The sequence below is a fragment of the Pseudoalteromonas sp. UG3-2 genome (assembly GCF_037120705.1).
Taxonomy (GTDB): Bacteria; Pseudomonadota; Gammaproteobacteria; order Enterobacterales; family Alteromonadaceae; genus Pseudoalteromonas.
Map to the genome: position 1 here is coordinate 563,126 of NZ_JAWLJU010000002.1, position 17,535 is coordinate 580,660.

Annotated in this window: 20 protein-coding genes; 9 read left to right on the plus strand and 11 right to left on the minus strand. The window is 45.0% G+C overall.

Annotated elements, in window-relative coordinates; translation table 11 throughout:
- Window positions 1–19: 19 nt before the first annotated feature.
- Entirely contained in the window at window positions 20–739 is a 720-nt protein-coding gene (gene tsaA, locus R3P39_RS05860; RefSeq protein ID WP_336566242.1) for a tRNA (N6-threonylcarbamoyladenosine(37)-N6)-methyltransferase TrmO, read from the minus strand.
- 150 nt (window positions 740–889) lie between these two features.
- Here tsaA and R3P39_RS05865 point away from each other — a divergent pair, with 150 nt between their 5' ends.
- Both R3P39_RS05865 and R3P39_RS05870 read left to right on the plus strand, forming a co-directional pair.
- Complete coding sequence (locus R3P39_RS05865) at window positions 890–1,048, plus strand: hypothetical protein (protein WP_336566243.1); 159 nt, start codon at window positions 890–892, stop codon at window positions 1,046–1,048.
- A 9-nt stretch (window positions 1,049–1,057) separates the two neighbouring features.
- Complete coding sequence (locus R3P39_RS05870) at window positions 1,058–1,345, plus strand: hypothetical protein (protein ID WP_336566245.1); 288 nt, start codon at window positions 1,058–1,060, stop codon at window positions 1,343–1,345.
- Here the strand turns inward: R3P39_RS05870 and R3P39_RS05875 are convergent.
- Window positions 1,337–2,092 (minus strand): EAL domain-containing protein, encoded by a 756-nt coding sequence (locus R3P39_RS05875; protein ID WP_336566246.1) that lies wholly within the window; start codon window positions 2,090–2,092, stop codon window positions 1,337–1,339. The two genes, R3P39_RS05870 and R3P39_RS05875, sit on opposite strands and share 9 nt — an antisense overlap.
- 163 nt (window positions 2,093–2,255) lie before the next feature.
- Between R3P39_RS05875 and R3P39_RS05880 the strand changes: the two genes are divergently transcribed.
- On the plus strand, window positions 2,256–3,308 hold the full coding sequence (locus R3P39_RS05880) for an energy transducer TonB (RefSeq protein ID WP_336566248.1): 1,053 nt from the start codon (window positions 2,256–2,258) through the stop codon (window positions 3,306–3,308).
- Here R3P39_RS05880 and R3P39_RS05885 read toward each other — a convergent pair.
- Together R3P39_RS05885 and R3P39_RS05890 are read right to left on the minus strand one after the other, a co-directional pair.
- Window positions 3,305–3,781: an acyl-CoA thioesterase gene (locus tag R3P39_RS05885; protein WP_336566250.1), complete on the minus strand. Its 477-nt coding sequence runs from the start codon at window positions 3,779–3,781 to the stop codon at window positions 3,305–3,307. The two genes, R3P39_RS05880 and R3P39_RS05885, sit on opposite strands and share 4 nt — an antisense overlap.
- 141 nt (window positions 3,782–3,922) lie before the next feature.
- On the minus strand, window positions 3,923–5,572 hold the full coding sequence (locus R3P39_RS05890; protein WP_336566252.1) for an electron transfer flavoprotein-ubiquinone oxidoreductase: 1,650 nt from the start codon (window positions 5,570–5,572) through the stop codon (window positions 3,923–3,925).
- A 177-nt stretch (window positions 5,573–5,749) separates the two neighbouring features.
- On the opposite strand from R3P39_RS05890, the gene R3P39_RS05895 reads away from it, so the two are divergent.
- Window positions 5,750–6,502, plus strand: coding sequence for an electron transfer flavoprotein subunit beta/FixA family protein (locus R3P39_RS05895; RefSeq protein ID WP_336566254.1), 753 nt, complete (start codon window positions 5,750–5,752; stop codon window positions 6,500–6,502).
- Entirely contained in the window at window positions 6,499–7,425 is a 927-nt protein-coding gene (locus R3P39_RS05900; RefSeq protein WP_336566255.1) for an electron transfer flavoprotein subunit alpha/FixB family protein, read from the plus strand. Before R3P39_RS05895 ends, R3P39_RS05900 begins: the two co-directional genes overlap by 4 nt.
- On the opposite strand, the gene R3P39_RS05905 is transcribed toward R3P39_RS05900, so the two are convergent.
- Both R3P39_RS05905 and R3P39_RS05910 read right to left on the minus strand, forming a co-directional pair.
- Window positions 7,420–7,557, minus strand: coding sequence for a hypothetical protein (locus tag R3P39_RS05905; protein WP_336566256.1), 138 nt, complete (start codon window positions 7,555–7,557; stop codon window positions 7,420–7,422). The genes R3P39_RS05900 and R3P39_RS05905 overlap by 6 nt on opposite strands.
- A gap of 181 nt (window positions 7,558–7,738) precedes the next feature.
- Window positions 7,739–8,809: a DUF3083 family protein gene (locus R3P39_RS05910; protein ID WP_336566257.1), complete on the minus strand. Its 1,071-nt coding sequence runs from the start codon at window positions 8,807–8,809 to the stop codon at window positions 7,739–7,741.
- A 303-nt stretch (window positions 8,810–9,112) separates the two neighbouring features.
- On the opposite strand from R3P39_RS05910, the gene glnS reads away from it, so the two are divergent.
- Together glnS and R3P39_RS05920 are read left to right on the plus strand one after the other, a co-directional pair.
- On the plus strand, window positions 9,113–10,777 hold the full coding sequence (gene glnS / locus R3P39_RS05915) for a glutamine--tRNA ligase (protein WP_336566258.1): 1,665 nt from the start codon (window positions 9,113–9,115) through the stop codon (window positions 10,775–10,777).
- 58 nt (window positions 10,778–10,835) lie between these two features.
- Entirely contained in the window at window positions 10,836–12,662 is a 1,827-nt protein-coding gene (locus R3P39_RS05920; protein WP_336566259.1) for a protein kinase domain-containing protein, read from the plus strand.
- Window positions 12,663–12,740: 78 nt separating this feature from the next.
- Here the strand turns inward: R3P39_RS05920 and fur are convergent, their stop codons facing one another.
- From fur to R3P39_RS05945, 5 genes are all read right to left on the minus strand, one after another.
- A complete protein-coding gene (fur, locus tag R3P39_RS05925; RefSeq protein ID WP_336566261.1) occupies window positions 12,741–13,187 on the minus strand; it encodes a ferric iron uptake transcriptional regulator in 447 nt (148 codons plus the stop codon).
- A gap of 100 nt (window positions 13,188–13,287) precedes the next feature.
- Window positions 13,288–13,815, minus strand: a complete 528-nt coding sequence (fldA, locus tag R3P39_RS05930; RefSeq protein ID WP_336566262.1) for a flavodoxin FldA — start codon at window positions 13,813–13,815, stop codon at window positions 13,288–13,290.
- A 14-nt stretch (window positions 13,816–13,829) separates the two neighbouring features.
- Window positions 13,830–14,108 (minus strand): LexA regulated protein, encoded by a 279-nt coding sequence (gene ybfE / locus R3P39_RS05935; RefSeq protein ID WP_010372698.1) that lies wholly within the window; start codon window positions 14,106–14,108, stop codon window positions 13,830–13,832.
- Entirely contained in the window at window positions 14,108–14,329 is a 222-nt protein-coding gene (locus R3P39_RS05940) for a DUF2788 domain-containing protein (protein WP_336566274.1), read from the minus strand. Before R3P39_RS05940 ends, ybfE begins: the two co-directional genes overlap by 1 nt.
- 87 nt (window positions 14,330–14,416) lie before the next feature.
- Window positions 14,417–15,184 carry an alpha/beta fold hydrolase gene (locus R3P39_RS05945; protein ID WP_336566275.1) on the minus strand — a complete coding sequence of 256 codons (768 nt, stop codon included), beginning with the start codon at window positions 15,182–15,184 and terminating at the stop codon, window positions 14,417–14,419.
- A gap of 134 nt (window positions 15,185–15,318) precedes the next feature.
- Here R3P39_RS05945 and seqA point away from each other — a divergent pair, with 134 nt between their 5' ends.
- Together seqA and pgm are read left to right on the plus strand one after the other, a co-directional pair.
- A complete protein-coding gene (seqA, locus tag R3P39_RS05950) occupies window positions 15,319–15,879 on the plus strand; it encodes a replication initiation negative regulator SeqA (RefSeq protein WP_336566277.1) in 561 nt (186 codons plus the stop codon).
- A 9-nt stretch (window positions 15,880–15,888) separates the two neighbouring features.
- Window positions 15,889–17,526, plus strand: a complete 1,638-nt coding sequence (gene pgm / locus R3P39_RS05955; protein WP_336566278.1) for a phosphoglucomutase (alpha-D-glucose-1,6-bisphosphate-dependent) — start codon at window positions 15,889–15,891, stop codon at window positions 17,524–17,526.
- The last annotated feature ends 9 nt before the right edge of the window (window positions 17,527–17,535 follow it).

The window sequence follows — 17,535 nt, forward strand, 5'->3', positions numbered from 1 at the left end:
CCATTTCACTGTGCTATTTCTAACTTACGCCTTGCTGTTCTGATGTTATGTCATAAACAAAATTGTGGTCGCCTTCAACCCGCCAACGAATATTGTAATGGTACAAACTCATACCATACTCTTGTTGTTCGTCACGTTTCTTTTTGTACGCAGGCCTTGGGTCTTGTTTCAGCACATTGGTAATAAACGCTTGCAGCTCGGGGTAGTCAGACTGTTGTTCAATAAACGCTAGTGCTGCATCGCTAAAACTCACCGTCATGGCGGTCTCTGGTCGACTATCTGCAAACCCTGCCGTGGCATCTAGCTGGCCATCGGAATAGGGTAAATAGGGTTTGATATCGATGATGGGGGTGCCATCAAGTAAATCGACGCCAGACAGCAATAAACTCAACTGCCCTTGATGATATTCAATACCATCCAGCTTTACCGCACTCATGCCAATGCCATTGGGGCGAAAGGTGGCGCGAGTTGCAAATACGCCTTTGCGCTCATTACCCCCAAGGCGAGGCGGGCGCACCAGCGCGGAATAGCCTTTTTCAGCGGTTTCATGAAAGCGGAATAACAGCCAAATGTGGCTAAATGCATCTAAGCCGCGGACAAACTCCTCGCGGTTGAAGTCGGCGCAAAATTCAAGTCGAGCTTTGGCCTCAGGCACGAGCATGGGTTGTCTGGGGATAGCAAACTTTTGTTTGTAAGGCGATTTAATATAGCCAACAGGCGTGATGGTAATGGTTTCCACGGGGATCTCTTGTTAATTGCTTAGCTGGATTTTACTACTAAACTGCACTTTAGCCAAAGGCTTAAGACGAAAGTGCTGTAATGAGCTGTAATGTCAATAATGAAGAATATTGCATAGTCTTAGCTTATGTATTTAGCTAAGGAGTGTATTATGGCACAGGCAGAGCTAACAAAACCGGCGGTAAGAAAACTAAAGCAAGCTACAGAGAAAGATTTTGCCACTCGAGCTCAACAATATAAAAATGTGTTAGATGCACTGGTGGTATCTCCCCAGCTTAAAACGCGTTTAAAACAAGTAACCCAGTCGTGATGAGGAAAAATGGAATTTAAATCTCAAGTCGAACACTGCTGCCAACAGGTACTCAATGGCGCTTCACCGCTCCGCCCTGTCTTAGTAGCTGCGATTGCCAAACGCAGAGTAAAACTACAAGCCATTATCAACGAATTAAATCAAGGCTTAGTGAGCCCCGCTAAAATGGACGCGTTGTTAAGTCAAGAAGTGGATAAAATTGCCAATGTGTTGATAGAAGAAGGTAATTTAACTCACCTCGAAGCCAAGCAAAAAACAGAAAAAGCCATCTTCAACTTGGCAAAAAGGTTAATGTAAATCCTGTTCGTCGAGTTTATTCCAGTCGACGGCAGGCAAGGCTTCTAATGCGGGCTTTGCAAAGTAATATCCTTGAAACAAAGTGATCCCCAAAGATTTCAAATAGCGATATTCTGCTTGCGTTTCGACCCCTTCAGCCAATAATGAAACACCGAGTTCACCACAGGTAAGCTGCATGCCTTTGACGATAGCTTGTTTGGCGGGATCTGTTTCGATGTCGGTTATTAGTGACATATCCAGTTTTAGTAAGTCAGGTTGAAAACCACTGAGCAAGCTAAGCCCGGCATAGCCTTCCCCAAAGTCATCAATGGCGGTTTTGAATCCGTTTGCGCGATAGGTTTTGAAAATATGGGTCAGGTAGCTGCGGCTAATTACTTGCTCTTGTTCAGTCACCTCAAAGATTATCTGTTTCGTTGGGAAACCACAGCGTCTAGCGCTTTTAATGGTCGCAGCCAAGCAAGCTAGAGGCTCGTAAATAGCTTGCGGCATAAAGTTGATATTGAGGTTATCCACTTTGCTGAGCTCGGCGAAGGTTTCAATAGCCGTGATGCGGCAACGCTGATCGAAGCTGTATTGATTGTCCTCGTTAACTTGGCTCAACACTTCAAAGGCGCTTTCGCCATTGGCGCCTCTTACTAATGCTTCGTAAGAGAAAATACTGCGTTTGGACACATCAACAATAGGTTGGAAAGCCATTTTAATATCAAAGTCTAAGGCTTGCTTACACTTGCAACTGCTGGCAATCATACATTCCTTTATTATTTACGGTAATCAGTATTTTAAAAGTAGCAGCTGGCGCTAAAAGATAAAGTAAAAACAACACTATTTACCTGTATCAAAAGAGGTACATTGCATCCATAAATCACTACTGGTAGGATGAGAAAAGTTCTAGAAAGACAAGGAAAATCGTTTGAATAACTTATCGCTTTTACTGCTTGTGGTCATTTCTGCAGGGATTGCCGTGCCATCAACTTCAGCTGCCAAACAAGAGTTGCACTTAGCGACGGTTACCAAAGCCACACCAGTGGAGAGAGTCAAACCTCGCTACCCCAAGTCAGCGGCCCTCAGAGGCGGCGAAGGCTGGGTTAAACTAAGCTATATTGTCAATGAAGATGGCTCTGTCAGCTCGCCCATTGTTGAGGATTCATCAGGTCAGCGGGCATTTGAGCGCCAATCTTTACGGGCAATAAAAAAATGGCGTTACCAACCAGCCAAAAGCAACGGTACTGCAATTAAACAATGCAAGAATTCGGTGATGATGAGCTTTCGGCTAAGTGAGTCACCTCTAGGCGCATCAAAACGCTTTATTTTTAGTTATCGCGAAGCCTCAGAGTTATTGGATGAAGGCAACTTGAAAGCGGCCCAGGAAAAAATTGACAAGATACTTGAGCGCGAGCGTTGGAATTTATATGAGGAAACCTTTGTCAACCTGTTACAGTCTCGTTATTATCAGCTAACGAAGCAGCCTGAGCAACAGCTCCGAGCGCTTAAAGGGATCATCTGGCATGGTAAAAAGGTGGTCGAGGAAGAGATTTATGCCCAAAGCCTAACCAAGAGCATTTTCCTGCAAGCACAGCTACAACAGTTTAAGGGCGCACTTAACGATTATGACTTGCTTGAACAACTGCCTGAACAAGAACAGTTTAAAACTGCCGCTGCCCCTGTTGTTGAGAAAATAAAAGCGGTTGTTGCCGATGCTGATAGGTTACTTATTACGGAGGTAAAAGTTACTGAACGCGCCAGTTGGACACATCAGCTTATTCGCAATGCCTTTACGCTTTCTGGAATCAACGGGGAACTGCACAACCTTGAGGTGCGCTGTGAAAACAAATATTCCAGCTTTACCATTAAAGAGCAAGTGCAGTGGACAATTCCTAAATCCTGGGGCGAGTGCTCAGTGGTGGTGTTTGGTGAGCCGAACAGTCAATTCCGTTTAGCTGAGGTAAAAGCCGAAGCAAGTTAACTGCCATCCAGTGTTTCTTCTAATAGCGATTCGGTTTGGATCGCTATTTCTTTCATTTTCACCGCATACGCTTCGAGTTTTTTCTCTTCGCTTGTTTTGGCCTTAAACTGCGGGATTTGAATGGGATAACCAGCCTGATCCATCGCAATAAAGCTTATAATGCAATGATTGGTCTCCACTAAACGTTGTGTTTTTGGGTCGCCACAACGAACCTGAATAAAGATTTGCATACTGGTGTTACCTGTATGAGCAATGCGAGCAGAGACCTCAACGATTTGGCCCACTAAAATTGGGCGGTGGAAACGCATGCCCGCCACTGATACGGTAACACAGTAGCTGCCACTCCAGCCTGCGGCACAGGCGTAGCCGGCTTGATCTATCCATTTCATTACCATGCCGCCATGGACTTTGCCACCAAAGTTGACATCGGTGGGTTCTGCAAGAAATCGAAAAGTAACAGATTGTTGTGACATAGTTTTGGTTCCATATACGGGTGTCTTACGCTAACTATAGAAAGGAAAACACCTTTTAGCTAAATTGCGTGACAATCATCAGCAAATTTAATAAAAAAGGGGCGCTAAGCCCCTTGTGCAATTTAGGATAAAACAACTAGCTTACATATTGGGGTAGTTTGGTCCACCAGCCCCCTCAGGCGTCACCCAAGTAATGTTTTGACTGGGATCTTTGATGTCGCAGGTCTTACAGTGAATGCAGTTTTGCGCGTTGATAACAAACTGTTTTTCACCTTGCTCATCTTCATTTACTTCATATACACCAGCTGGGCAATAGCGCTGCGCAGGCTCATCAAACTGGGCTAAATTCACCTTAATTGGTATATCGGCATCTTTGAGCTGTAAATGACACGGCTGCACCTCTTCGTGATTGGTATTCGATAAAAACACCGACGACAACTTATCAAAGCTGAGTTTGCCATCGGGCTTAGGATAAGTGATCTTTTCAGCTTCAGAAGCCGGTTTTAACTGTGCGTGATCTGGGTGTTCATCTTTAATAGTGAAGGGGAGTGCGCCAGAAAAGATGTTTTGATCGATCATGTTGTAGGCGCCACCTAAAATGCGCCCGAATTTGTGCATTGCAGGGCCAAAGTTACGTGACTGATAGAGCTCTTCGTATAGCCAACTGGCTTTGAACTTGTCGGCAAAACTAAGCAAATCTGGCGCTGGTTTCTCTTCAGCTAAGGCTTCAATAATGGCATCGGCGGCTAGCATACCGGACTTCATCGCAGTGTGATTGCCTTTGATTTTGGCAAAGTTCAGGGTACCGGCATCACAGCCGATTAGTAGGCCGCCTGGAAAGTGCATTTTAGGTAAGCTGTGGAAGCCACCTTTGGCAATGGCTCTGGCGCCATAAGCAACACGCTCAGCTCCGTTTAAGACCTCAGCAAACGTAGGGTGGTGTTTCATGCGCTGAAACTCGTCAAACGGGCTTAAGTGCGGATTGCTGTAATTTAAGTCAATAATAAGACCCACCACCACTTGATTGTTTTCGGCGTGGTACATAAACGAGCCACCATGGGTGTCGTTATCCAAAGGCCACCCAGTACCATGCACCACTAAGCCCTCTTGGTGTTTACTGGGGTCAACTTGCCAAATTTCTTTAAAGCCAATGCCATAGTGTTGCGGTGAGGCGTCTTTGTCTAATTCGAACTGACTGATTAACTCTTTACCTAAATGGCCGCGACAGCCCTCGGCAAATACCGTGTACTTGGCGCGCAGTTCCATGCCTGGCATATAGCTGTCTTTGGGTTGGCCATCACGGTCGAGGCCCATGTCACCGGTGATAATCCCTTTTACTTCATCCTCTTCTACGAGCAATGAATGAGCGCTAAAGCCAGGGAATATCTCCACGCCTAGTTGTTCCGCTTGCTCAGCAAGCCAGCGGCAGACGTTACCCATGGATACGATGTAATTGCCATCATTTTTAAATGTCTTAGGTACCACAGCATGTGGCAACTTAGTCGCATCGTTTTCGTTTTTGAATAAATAGATGTCATCAGCGGCTACCTTAGTGGTAACAGGCGCGCCTTTGTCAGCCCAGTCTGGGATTAATTCATCTAAGGCTTTGGTCTCGAAAACTGCGCCAGAGAGAATGTGGGCGCCGACCTCAGAGCCTTTTTCGACTACGCAGATCATTAATTCTTGTTGTTGTTCTTGTGCCTGTTGAGCGAGTCGGATAGCGCATGATAAGCCTGCTGGGCCCGCACCAACTATCACAACATCAAACTCCATGGTTTCGCGTTCGACCATTTTTAACCTCACACTATTTGACGGTAGATTAACTAAAGAGAGGCTTTAGTTTGATTTTCGTTAAACTAAGGTTATTTGAGGTTGACGTTTACGTCAACAGGAAGTAGTCTGAATCCAATAAAATAATTTTGTTGACGTAGACGTCAGCCTGAAGAATAACCAGATGATGGAGTAACCATGAAAGTACTTGTGCCAATCAAACGCGTGATTGACTACAACGTCAAGGCAAGAGTTAAGCCTGATAACAGTGATGTTGATCTCAGCAATGTCAAAATGGCGATGAACCCATTTTGTGAAATTGCCGTTGAAGAAGCTGTTCGCCTAAAAGAAGCAAACACAGCTACAGAAGTGATTGCTGTTTCAATTGGTGATAAAGCGTGCCAAGAGCAGTTGCGTACCGCATTGGCTTTAGGTGCTGATAAAGCCATTCATATTGAAACCGACGCCAAACTTGAGTCGCTTCACGTTGCAAAACTATTGGCAAAATTAGTAGAACAAGAAAACCCTGAGCTGGTTATTTTAGGTAAACAATCCATTGATTCTGACAACAACCAAACTGGGCAAATGCTGGCTGCATTAACTAAGCGCGGGCAGGGCACGTTCGCTTCTAAAGTAAGCATTGAAGGCGATAAGGTGCAGGTGACCCGTGAAGTGGATGGTGGCTTACAAACCGTTGCTTTACCACTGCCAGCCGTTGTGACCACCGATTTACGCTTAAACGAGCCTCGTTATGCGTCTTTACCTAACATCATGAAAGCGAAACGTAAACCATTGGACGTGGTTGCCGCAGACAGCTTAGGAGTGGATTTAGCCCCTCGAGTCGAGCTTGTTAAGGTTGAAGAGCCGGCGAAACGCTCTGGTGGCGTGATGGTAGAAAGTATTGACGAATTAGTGACGAAACTAAAAACAGAAGCGAAGGTGATCTCATGAGCGTATTAGTTATTGCTGAGCACGAAAATGGCGTTCTTAAGCCTGAAACAGCAAAAGTAATTACAGCAGCAAATAAAATTGCAGACGCTGTTACTGTGGTTGTTGCTGGAAGTAACATTGCCGATGTTGCAACTAGCAGTGCCGAGATTGCCGGAGTAAATCAAGTAATTGCCATCGATGACAGTGCCTTTGAGCATCAACTGGCAGAAAGCATGGCGGATCTGGTTGTGGATATGGCTGGCGATTACAGCCACATTCTATTTGCCGCATCGACAACAGGCAAAAACATTGCCCCTCGAGTAGCAGCGCTGTTAGACAAGTCACAAATCTCAGAGATAGTGGATGTCATTGACGCCGATACCTTTAAACGCCCCATTTATGCGGGCAACGCCATTGCGACGGTAAAATCTGCTGAGAGCCAAAAGGTGATCACGGTTCGTGCCTCTGCTTTTGATGCTGCAGCGACTCAAGGCGCTTGTGAAATTGAAAATCGTTCACAAAGCATGTCGTCGTCGTTAAGCTCATTTGTCAGCGTTGAACAAACCGAATCAGAGCGTCCTGAGCTAACGGCAGCGCCAGTGGTTATTTCTGGTGGCCGCGGGATGCAAAATGGCGATAATTTTGCACTGTTGAATGGCATTGCAGATAAGCTAGGTGCCGCCATTGGGGCGTCACGCGCGGCGGTTGATGCTGGCTTTGTGCCAAATGACATGCAAGTAGGTCAAACGGGTAAGATCGTGGCACCGGATCTGTATATTGCCGTTGGGATCAGTGGCGCTATCCAGCACCTAGCTGGGATGAAGGATTCAAAAGTCATTGTTGCAATCAATAAAGACCCAGAAGCGCCTATTTTCCAAGTGGCGGATTATGGCCTAGTGGCTGACTTGTTTGATGCGCTGCCAGAGCTAGAACAAGCCTTATAATTTTTTACTCAATGCCGCCATGGTATTGAGTGTATGTATTCTGGTTGTTAAAGCCGTTGTGCCTTGTGCCGCGGCTTTTTTCATGCCTGAAAACTCTATGGTATCAAGAAGACCCACTAGCAACGAGTTCACTGGCTCATTCGCAGGAGCGGAGGGGACTTAATAGGTTTGACAGTAGTAATTATGACTTTAGCTTTTGCCGAGCTTTAGCGGCAGAGATAACATTGCCGGCGCTGATGTTCAGGCAACGAAAATGGCGCAATCTGTCGACTGCGCCACTATGTTTTAGCCAGGTAGTTTACTGGCTGGGCATTTAGTAGTCGTAGCTAATATGCTGGAAAAAGCGCACATTAACGTCTTGCTTCTCAATATTCACAGGCAGCTCAGAGACAAAGCGCTTAATGACACTTTCAACATGGTTCATAAAGCGGCCATAGCCCATATCTTTTTTGTCTTTGTCGTTGGCCACCACCACAAAGCGGATCGTGTCGACTAAGTTGGCGTCGTCGAACAGCGAATAAATTTGATTTTCGCCACTGCCAGTATCGAAACTCAACTTTTGTAATTCGCGATTGGTATCGGTTTTATCGATTTTGGCACTGCGTACAATAGGTAAGCGGCCATCGGCTACCATAGCCACCATATTCAATTGTTTATCTGCACAGGCCGACAAAAAGCTGTCTTCAATTTGGCGATAAAATTGGCTGTAATCCCCGGGTCGCATTTGACTCTGGTAATGGGTTTTCATCGCTCTGGAAACGGGAATATTAAAGGTGACGTAGGTCATTTCATTATAGTGATCTGGCAAACTGCAGTTGCGTGCTTGGTAGCGCGGGTAGAGTGCTCTAAGCTTATAACCATAGGACTCTTTGTCTCCTTTGGCTTTGGCAAACAAATCATAGGTTAAATGCTGGTGATCTCGTACTCTAAACTCTGGTTGGTTATCACTGAAGCTGTCTTTCATCTGGTCGAGTACTTTTTTCACTTTGTTGTGAAAATCGGCCGCATTGGCACGCAGTTCGTCCCCCGTGGCTAAAAACAATAAGCGAATTTTGCGTGCTTGGTAGTCCTCGCTTACGTAGGTTTTATGGGCTTCATGAAACTTAGGATTATAGAAAAACATAATCTGTTTTTGCGTTTGCATGGTATACGCTTCATCGTGATATCGCACTACTGGCAGTTTATCGTTAGCAATCACATGGACATTGTGCAATTCGTATTCATCGCACAGTGCAAACAGTTGTCGTGACAAACGCTCATAACACGCAGTGACAGAATCAAAGCAGCGATAAAACGCATCATCGGGTTTGAACTCAGCCAAAATATAGTGATTGTTACGTGCTTTGGTAGAAATATAGACGCGGTTTAAGTTCATCGAAGCCATGTTGGATCCCTTCCTCGGTAAATTAACAGGTTGAAATCGCAGATTGTAAGTCTCAGTCTTTTATATCACTTCTTGGTGAGGTAGTAAGACAAGAGCACTGCAATTTCCTCGTTTATGCCGCCACTATAGGTGGTTGTTATGACGCTAATATTGCGCTAGAACAAAATTTGTCACAAAAATTAATCAAAACTTCAGAGCGATAAATAAATCCGCCGTTGGTGGAGATATTTGCTGTAAGTTCGTGCTCGTTTTTGTAATAATGCCGAGGTTAACTAAGAGCATAATTCAGAGGAAAGATTTCCTATGGCGGAAACTGAGAATCGCCCAACAAACTTTATCCGCAATAAAATCGATGCGGATCTGGCCAGTGGTAAACACGCGTCTACCCATACCCGTTTTCCACCTGAGCCAAATGGTTTTTTACATATTGGCCACGCTAAGTCTATCTGCCTAAATTTTGGTATTGCAGAAGACTACAATGGTAAGTGTAATTTACGTTTTGATGACACCAACCCAGAAAAAGAAGACATCAACTACGTTAAGTCTATTAAAGAAGACGTAAACTGGTTAGGATTCCAGTGGGATGGTGAGATCTGCTATTCATCAAACTACTTTGATAAATTGTACCAATATGCCGTTGAACTAATTGAAAACGGCAAGGCGTATGTCTGTTTCTTGACCCCAGAACAAGCACGTGAGTACCGTGGCACGCTAACTGAGCCGGGTAAGAACAGTCCGTATCGTGACACTTCACCAGAAGAAAACCTAGCGTTATTTGAAAAAATGCGTAACGGCGAATTCAAAGAAGGCGAATGTGTGTTGCGCGCTAAGATTGATATGGCAAGCTCGTTTATGGTGCTGCGCGATCCAATCATTTATCGCGTTAGGTTTGCTCATCACCATCAAACCGGCGATAAGTGGTGCATTTACCCAATGTACGATTTCACCCACTGTATCTCGGATGCCTTGGAAGGGATCACGCATTCACTGTGTACCTTAGAGTTCCAAGACAATCGCCGTTTATACGATTGGGTACTGGACAACATCAGCATTGATTGTCATCCACAGCAGATTGAGTTTTCTCGTTTAAACCTTGAGTACACCGTTATGTCAAAGCGCAAGCTTAATGACCTAGTGGTAAATAACTTCGTTGAAGGCTGGGATGACCCGCGTATGCCAACCATTGCAGGTTTACGTCGTCGTGGTTACACGCCAGCGGCCATTCGTGAATTTTGTAAGCGCATTGGTGTAACCAAAATGGACAACATGGTTGAGATGGGCATGTTGGAAGCCTGTATTCGTGATGACCTCAACGAGAATGCTCCCCGTGCCATGGCCGTGTTGGATCCGGTGAAAATTGTCATTGAGAATTTTGCTGAAGGTGAGGTGGAAATGCTCACTGCACCAAATCATCCAACCCTTGACAAAGGCACACGAGAGCTGCCGTTTACGCGTGAAATCTACATTGAAAAAGAAGATTTCCGAGTAGAAGCGAATAAAAAATTCAAACGTCTTGTGCTAGGTAAAGAAGTGCGCCTACGTAATGCTTACGTTATCAAAGCTGAGCGCATTGAAGAAGATGACAACGGTGAAATCACCACCATTTACTGTAGCTACGATCCAGAAACCTTGGGCAAGAACCCTAGCGATGGTCGTAAAGTAAAAGGGGTGATCCATTGGGTGTCTGCAAGCCACTGCATTGATGCGCCGGTACGTCAGTACGACCGTCTATTCACTGTGCCAAATCCGGCGGCAGCAGAAGACTTCACGGCGACTTTAAACCCAGAATCCTTAGTGGTTATTGAACACGCCAAATTAGAGCCTGCGCTGGCTAATGCTAAACCAGAGCAAGGCTATCAATTTGAGCGCTTAGGGTATTTCTGTCGTGATAATAAATCCACTGATTTGGTATTTAACCAAACGGTTGGCTTACGTGATTCGTGGGCTAAGATCGAACAGAAAAGGTAACTCTAATAAGGCCGGGTAATACCGGCCTTTTTGTCGGCACTAACACCAAGCGCTTGCTATGTCCGAAAAATCCATCCAGCACTTTTACATCAATGAGCAGCAATCCATATATTTGCTGTCCCATCACGACGCTAAAAAACACCGCCAATGGCTAAATATATGTAAAAAACAACTCAGCTTACTGGGTTACCGTGAGGTCGAGGTAATAGGCTCCGGGGCTTTCGGTTTCGTTTTTTCAGGCACCAGTGAAACAGGAGCCCATTGGGTATTCAAATTTTCTCGGATCACCTTAGCCCAAAGTGTGAGAGATAGGTTAGAAGACGAAGCCTATATGCTCTCGCAGATCAATAATGCCATGGTGCCTAAGTTTTATGCCTTTGAAAGGGTTAAGAAACAAGGTATTTTAATGATGGAGCGGGCTCCCGGGGCAGATTTAGAAAAGATCTCCTTGCGTAAAGGCCGTTTCACAGCCCATGAGCTGGTTACTCTTGCACTTAACCTTCGTAACGTGCTGGTTGATTTACGGGAACGTCGGGTGGGCATGTCACCACAACCTATTGTTCACGGTGATATTAAGCCCTCAAATATTGTCTGGGATGAAGAGCATAACCGCTTTTCCTTAGTGGATTGGGGGAGCTCCGTGTATGCCCAAATCGATATTCATGGCGAGCCCATAGCCAGTAATATAATGGATTTAATGTCTTCAGACGTCAGCTCTACCAATGCCCGGATGGGGGATGTTTACTTCATTGGTGATGAACAAATGTCTGGTGCGCAATCGTCGCCGCGGTTTGATGAACAAGGCGTGGCCTCCACCATTTATGCTTTGGCCAGCGCCCAGTCTTGTCGCTTTGGGGCACAAGTACTACCGGCCAGTGCCCTTGGCTTACCAAAAGTGTTTGCCCAGGTGCTTGATGGCATGTTGAGTAAAGACAAAGCGACTCGTGATCAAGCCGGCGATTACTTTATTCGCAATATGCCAGCCATGGCCAAGTTGCTGTTGCCGCCTTTGGACTTAAGTGAAGCAAAATCACGCATTCCTTTTTGGTCAACCACGGCAGAGGTAAAACCCGAAACCGTTGTCTACAGCTCACGTAAACAGTTTCTGCGCCGTGCCGATGAAAACCATAATTTAAGAGACGTCAATGACGCACAACTTGACCGCTATTATAAAGAGTTTTTATTTGATACCGGCGATACCGAAAAAGCGTTTTTAGCTTCTATCAGCCGTTTGGCTCAATTCCCAGTAGTAGGGGGGCTGAGTTTCCATTGGAAAGCAACGCAATTATTTGTTGAATCTAGCTTGATCCTGCACGATGAATCGCTCGACAAAGCATTTAAAGATTCCGTTAATGCCACCGTGATGTTGGCACAGGGGATAAAGCAAAAGGGGCTGTTTAAGTGTTGTTTATTTGATGCTCGGCAGTCTATTCAGCTCAATCGCGATGACACCGGGGCGTTTGATTTCGAGCATTTACCGCAACTCGAATACACGGTCAGTGACATTACCAGCAGTGAAATAACTCGCCCGCACTCTTATTTTGAAGACGGTAAAGACCCCGATGAGCAATTACAGTTACCTAAGCAAATCATTCAATGTGTCTTTGAGCTCAATCAGATCCACCATACCGGCTGTATTATTTTCGAATCCTTACAAGACAGGATGAAAATACACTATTACTACCGCTTACTTGATGCCAGTAAAGAGCAACAGTTTCAGCAACTACTGACAACCATTATGCAGTACGCCGTGAGTATTCAAGATTATGGGGTGGCAGGCTTTATGAAGCTGCCGTACAAAAATACCCGAGAGTTTTCTTTGTGTGATAAGCACGAAGCGTTTTACTTTCCGAAAAACCCCAAAGAGTATACTGGCAATACATAAACTAAAGCCTGCCTAGGTATTCGGCAAAAAAAAGCCAGCAAATGCTGGCTTAATGCTTAATAGGGCATGCAATTTTAGTTAATTGCCGTTTTGCTCTGCAAATTTCTTACACGCTTCTTTGTCTTCACACTCACCATACAAGTACAGTGAATGGTTGGTGAGTGTGATGCCGTTTGCCGTGGCCACTTCTTCTTGGCGACGTTCGATGACATCGTCTTCAAACTCAACCACTTTACCGCATTTTAGACAAACAAGGTGATCATGGTGAGTGCTGCCTGATAATTCAAAAACAGATTTGCCGCCTTCAAAATGGTGGCGAGTGACAATTCCGGCATCGTCGAATTGGTTAAGTACCCGGTAAACGGTAGCTAGACCAATTTCTTCACCTTTATCAAGCAGAATTTTATAAACGTCTTCAGCACTGATATGTTGGTTGTCTGGAGACTGTAAGATCTCTAGAATCTTGATGCGTGGAAGTGTTACTTTTAAACCAGCCTTTTTAAGCTCTAAGTTGTGATCAGTCATTAAATCTGTCTCAATCTGTTAGTTATAATTCGTCTTAGGAATATCACGACGCATGTCCTAAGAATAACTTGCTCGGGCAGCAAGTGCAAAACAATTGCAATTAATCTTCCAGCTCGCTCAGGCACATTTCATCGTATACCTGTGCACACCACTGCTTAACCCGTTGCTCAGTAAGTTCCGGTTGGCGGTCTTCATCAATGCCAAGGCCGACAAAGTTATTGTCATCAACTAACGCTTTTGACGCTTCAAAGTCATAGCCGTCAGTTGACCAATTACCGATGACGATAGCTCCGCGCTCTGTCACAATATCATTGATCATGCCCATGGCATCTAAGAAGTATTCAGCATAATCTTCTTGATCGCCGCAGCCAAAAATGGCTACCAGCTTGCCGTCGAAGTCAATTTCCTCCAGCTCTGGGAAGAAATCGTCCCAATCACACTGTGCTTCGCCATAGTACCAAGTCGGAATACCAAACAGCAGTAAATCGAATTCTGCAATTTCTTCTTTGCTACTTTTTGCGATGTCTTTCACATCTACAAGCTTTTTGCCCAATTCTTTTTGAATCATTTTAGCGACGTGTTCTGTGTTACCAGTGTCACTGCCGAAAAAAATACCTACGCTTGCCATTAATTGCTTACCTTCTATCTATTAACCGCTAACTTTTCTTGTAAAATGGTCTCGATGAGTGCACTACGACTGATGTTTTGCGACTCTGCCATATCACTTAGCGCTTGATACAACTCTGATGAAACCTTAAATTCAACTCTTTTAAGTCCACGGGCGCGATCGCGTTTGATCTGATTGCGCTTATTGACTTTTAACTGCACTTCGCGGGGAAGTGGATTTGTTTTTGGACGCCCTGGTCGCTTTTCGTTTTCGAACAGGTCGATAGTGGTTCTATCTGTTTCAGCCTTGGCCATTATCCTACACCTGCACCTTGCCAGAATACTTGGATTAAGCCTTTGGCAATGAACCCAGAACAACCAAGAAATAGTACGAGCCACACCGTGTAGCGTCCAAACTTTGGTACATCGCCTTTCTTAAGTACGTCCTGAATTGCCATACCGATGAAAAAGAATATACCAGCCAAAGCAAACCACAGCCCCAGCGTTTCAAATTCATTTATAAATTGACTGACCATCTGAGCTCTACTCAATACTTAAACGGCGGCTACTATAACATAACCAGCACGGTTAAATTAAGCGTATCGGGCTAAAATCAACGCCATTTATTGAAGAAAATCAATAATAGAGCGATTGACTGCTTGTGGCTTTTCTGCATGGAGCCAATGACCCACACCCTGGATTATTTTTGCTTTGGCATTAGGGAAAGCCTGAGTAATGGCTTCTCTATGCTCAGGCAAAATATAATCTGATTCACTGCCTTTAATAAACAAAGTATCGCACAAACAAGAATGCGTTTCATTAATGTTTGCTGTAATGGCATTGTATTTTTCTGCAATAACGTCCAAATTGAAACGAAAACTCAATTCGCCAGCGTCGGATTTGGCCAGACTTTTCAATAGAAACTGGCGCACACCAAGGGTTTCTATGTGTTTCGCCATTATGGTATCGGCTTCTGCGCGACTGTTTATGCTGGCATTTTGCACTTCTGTTAAAGCTGCAATAATGGCGTCATGACGACTGTGATACGCTACAGGGGCGATATCGAGCACCACCAATTTAGCAACCAAATCAGGGTAGCTTTGTGCCACTTGCATCGCCACTTTGCCGCCCATGGAATGACCCACAAGGTGTGCATTAGTTATGGCTAAGTGATCAAGCAGGGCTTTAACGTCATTGGCCATATCGGGATAAGACATCTCAACATGGTGAAATGAACGACCATGGTTACGTAAGTCAATGTTGATGACATGAAAGTCTGGTGCTAACGCTTTTGCGACCACGTTTAGGTTTTCTAATGAACCAAATAACCCGTGCATCACCACTACGCAAGGGTTGTTTGGATAGCCGCTTTGTTGAAAATTTAACATCATGTGCCCTCCAAAATTGGCGCTAATTGTGACATTGCTAGGTAAAAATGCAAAGCCGTAGAGTAATAAGTTAATTTTGGATATACTTAGGCTAATTAGATAAGTTGCTCCTAATTAGCACAGATGACAGGAAACGCATGAAAAAAATAGAAATAGATGACGAGCTTTATCAATACATTGCAAGCAACACCCAGAGCATCGGTGAGAGTGCTTCGGAGATATTGCGTCGTTTATTAAAACTGACTCCTGGCGTTAGCAAAGCACCTGAGCCTGTTAAGCCGGACACTGCAGCAAGTACGAGTAGCGAAAATAACACTGCAAAAGAAAAGCCCAAAGCGACTCCTGAGCCAAGCAAACCCGCTGCTAATGTATTTAATATTCTCAACAAAGAAGAATTAGCAATGCAAAAAGGAGTGGTTGGTCGCTTCTTATTTATTTTGGCCGCCTTCCACCGTACGCACAAAGAAGATTTTAGTAATGTTTTAGACATTAAAGGTCGTGACCGCATATACTTTGCAACGAGCAAAGAAGCCTTATTGGAGAGCGGTAGCAGTATGAACCCAAAAAACATCGTCGACAGCGAATACTGGGTGATGACCAACTCCAATACTACGCGCAAAAAAATGATGCTTCATGAGGTAGCTAAGGTGTTAGGTTATACCGATGAAGCGGCTGAAAAAATCCGAGACTACCTATAAGGAAATCTTATGGCAATCCACCCGCAAGCTGGCAAACAGGCAGACCGTGCACTGTTGGTTAATGTACCAAAGTTAGTTTCATCTTATTACCTGAATGAACCCGATCTAGAAGAACACCCAGAGCATTGTGTTGCCTTTGGCACCAGTGGACACCGCGGTTGCTCGTTACATTTTAAGTTTAATGAATCGCACATTTTGGCCATCACTCAAGCCATTTGTGATTACCGCAAAAAAAATGACATTTTTGGTCCGCTATTTTTAGGCAAAGACACCCATGCTCTGTCGGAAGCCGCATTCAATTCAGCCATTGAAGTTTTGGTTGCTAATGAAGTGCAAGTCATAACTCAGGAAAACGATGATTACACACCAACGCCGGTGATAAGCCATGCGATTGTCAATCATAACCGCCAACACCCTAATGAGCTCGCCGATGGTATTGTGGTGACACCGTCACATAACCCACCAGAAGATGGCGGCTTTAAATACAATCCGCCCAATGGAGGACCTGCCGACGGCGAGGTGACTAAGTGGATTGAAGACCGCGCCAATCAATTACTGATTGAAGACTTGGTTGCGGTAGAGTTATTTCCCTACGCCAAGGCGAAACGCTCTGGCTTTATTCAATACCAAGACCTTATTACGCCTTACGTCAAAGAGCTTGACAGCATTGTCGATATGGCTGCCATCGCGCGCGCAGGGGTTAAAATAGGGGTTGACCCACTGGGTGGTTCGGGGATTAATTTCTGGCCGGTGATTGCCAAACACTACGACCTTAACTTGGAAGTAGTGAACGATGTTGTCGATCCTAGCTTTGCCTTTATGCCACTGGATAAAGACGGCAAGATCCGCATGGATTGTTCCTCTGAATATGCCATGGCCAATTTACTGGCATTAAAACAAGATTATGATATTGCCATTGGTAACGACCCTGACTTTGACCGCCATGGCATTGTCACCGCCGATGGCCTAATGAACCCCAATCACTTTTTAGCGGTGGCGATTGATTATTTAATTAAGCATCGCGATTGGCCGGCACAGGTCAAAATTGGTAAAACGCTGGTTTCTAGCGCCATTATCGATAAAATCGTGGCGGCTAATGAGCGTGAACTTTACGAAGTGCCGGTGGGGTTTAAATGGTTTGTTGATGGCCTTAGTCGTGGCGAACTTGCCTTTGGTGGAGAGGAAAGTGCTGGCGCGGCTTTCCTGCGTAAAGATGGCAGTACCTGGTGCACTGACAAAGACGGTTTTATTTTGGGGCTGTTAGCTGCAGAGATTTTGGCAGTTACAGGTCAAACACCGTCACAATATTACCACGCACTGACACAGTCGCACGGCACTGCCGTGTACAAACGCATTGATGCTCCGGCGACCCCAGAGCAAAAGGCCAAATTAAAACAGCTAAGCGCAGACAACATTAGTGCAACGGAATTAGCTGGTGATAAGGTTGTTGACATTTTAACTCATGCTCCTGGTAATGGCGCTGCGATTGGGGGGCTGAAAGTGGTCACCAGCAATGGCTGGTTTGCTGCCCGTCCCTCTGGCACAGAAGACGTATATAAGATTTACCTCGAGTCATTCAAAGGCGAAGGCCATTTAGCTGAGTTAGAACAAGCCGCTAAATCGCTAGTCGACACGGTAATCCAGTAGAAATCGTAA

Coding starts and splice junctions, on each gene's coding strand:
- R3P39_RS05865 (WP_336566243.1), top strand. CDS start 890: ATGGCACAGGCAGAGCTAACAAAACCGGCGGTAAGAAAACTAAAGCAA.
- R3P39_RS05890 (WP_336566252.1), bottom strand. CDS start 5,572: ATGGTCGAACGCGAAACCATGGAGTTTGATGTTGTGATAGTTGGTGCG.
- R3P39_RS05940 (WP_336566274.1), bottom strand. CDS start 14,329: ATGGTCAGTCAATTTATAAATGAATTTGAAACGCTGGGGCTGTGGTTT.
- ybfE (WP_010372698.1), bottom strand. CDS start 14,108: ATGGCCAAGGCTGAAACAGATAGAACCACTATCGACCTGTTCGAAAAC.
- R3P39_RS05945 (WP_336566275.1), bottom strand. CDS start 15,184: ATGATGTTAAATTTTCAACAAAGCGGCTATCCAAACAACCCTTGCGTA.
- glnS (WP_336566258.1), top strand. CDS start 9,113: ATGGCGGAAACTGAGAATCGCCCAACAAACTTTATCCGCAATAAAATC.
- R3P39_RS05885 (WP_336566250.1), bottom strand. CDS start 3,781: ATGTCACAACAATCTGTTACTTTTCGATTTCTTGCAGAACCCACCGAT.
- seqA (WP_336566277.1), top strand. CDS start 15,319: ATGAAAAAAATAGAAATAGATGACGAGCTTTATCAATACATTGCAAGC.
- R3P39_RS05910 (WP_336566257.1), bottom strand. CDS start 8,809: ATGGCTTCGATGAACTTAAACCGCGTCTATATTTCTACCAAAGCACGT.
- fldA (WP_336566262.1), bottom strand. CDS start 13,815: ATGGCAAGCGTAGGTATTTTTTTCGGCAGTGACACTGGTAACACAGAA.
- R3P39_RS05920 (WP_336566259.1), top strand. CDS start 10,836: ATGTCCGAAAAATCCATCCAGCACTTTTACATCAATGAGCAGCAATCC.
- pgm (WP_336566278.1), top strand. CDS start 15,889: ATGGCAATCCACCCGCAAGCTGGCAAACAGGCAGACCGTGCACTGTTG.
- R3P39_RS05900 (WP_336566255.1), top strand. CDS start 6,499: ATGAGCGTATTAGTTATTGCTGAGCACGAAAATGGCGTTCTTAAGCCT.
- R3P39_RS05875 (WP_336566246.1), bottom strand. CDS start 2,092: ATGATTGCCAGCAGTTGCAAGTGTAAGCAAGCCTTAGACTTTGATATT.
- R3P39_RS05895 (WP_336566254.1), top strand. CDS start 5,750: ATGAAAGTACTTGTGCCAATCAAACGCGTGATTGACTACAACGTCAAG.
- R3P39_RS05870 (WP_336566245.1), top strand. CDS start 1,058: ATGGAATTTAAATCTCAAGTCGAACACTGCTGCCAACAGGTACTCAAT.
- fur (WP_336566261.1), bottom strand. CDS start 13,187: ATGACTGATCACAACTTAGAGCTTAAAAAGGCTGGTTTAAAAGTAACA.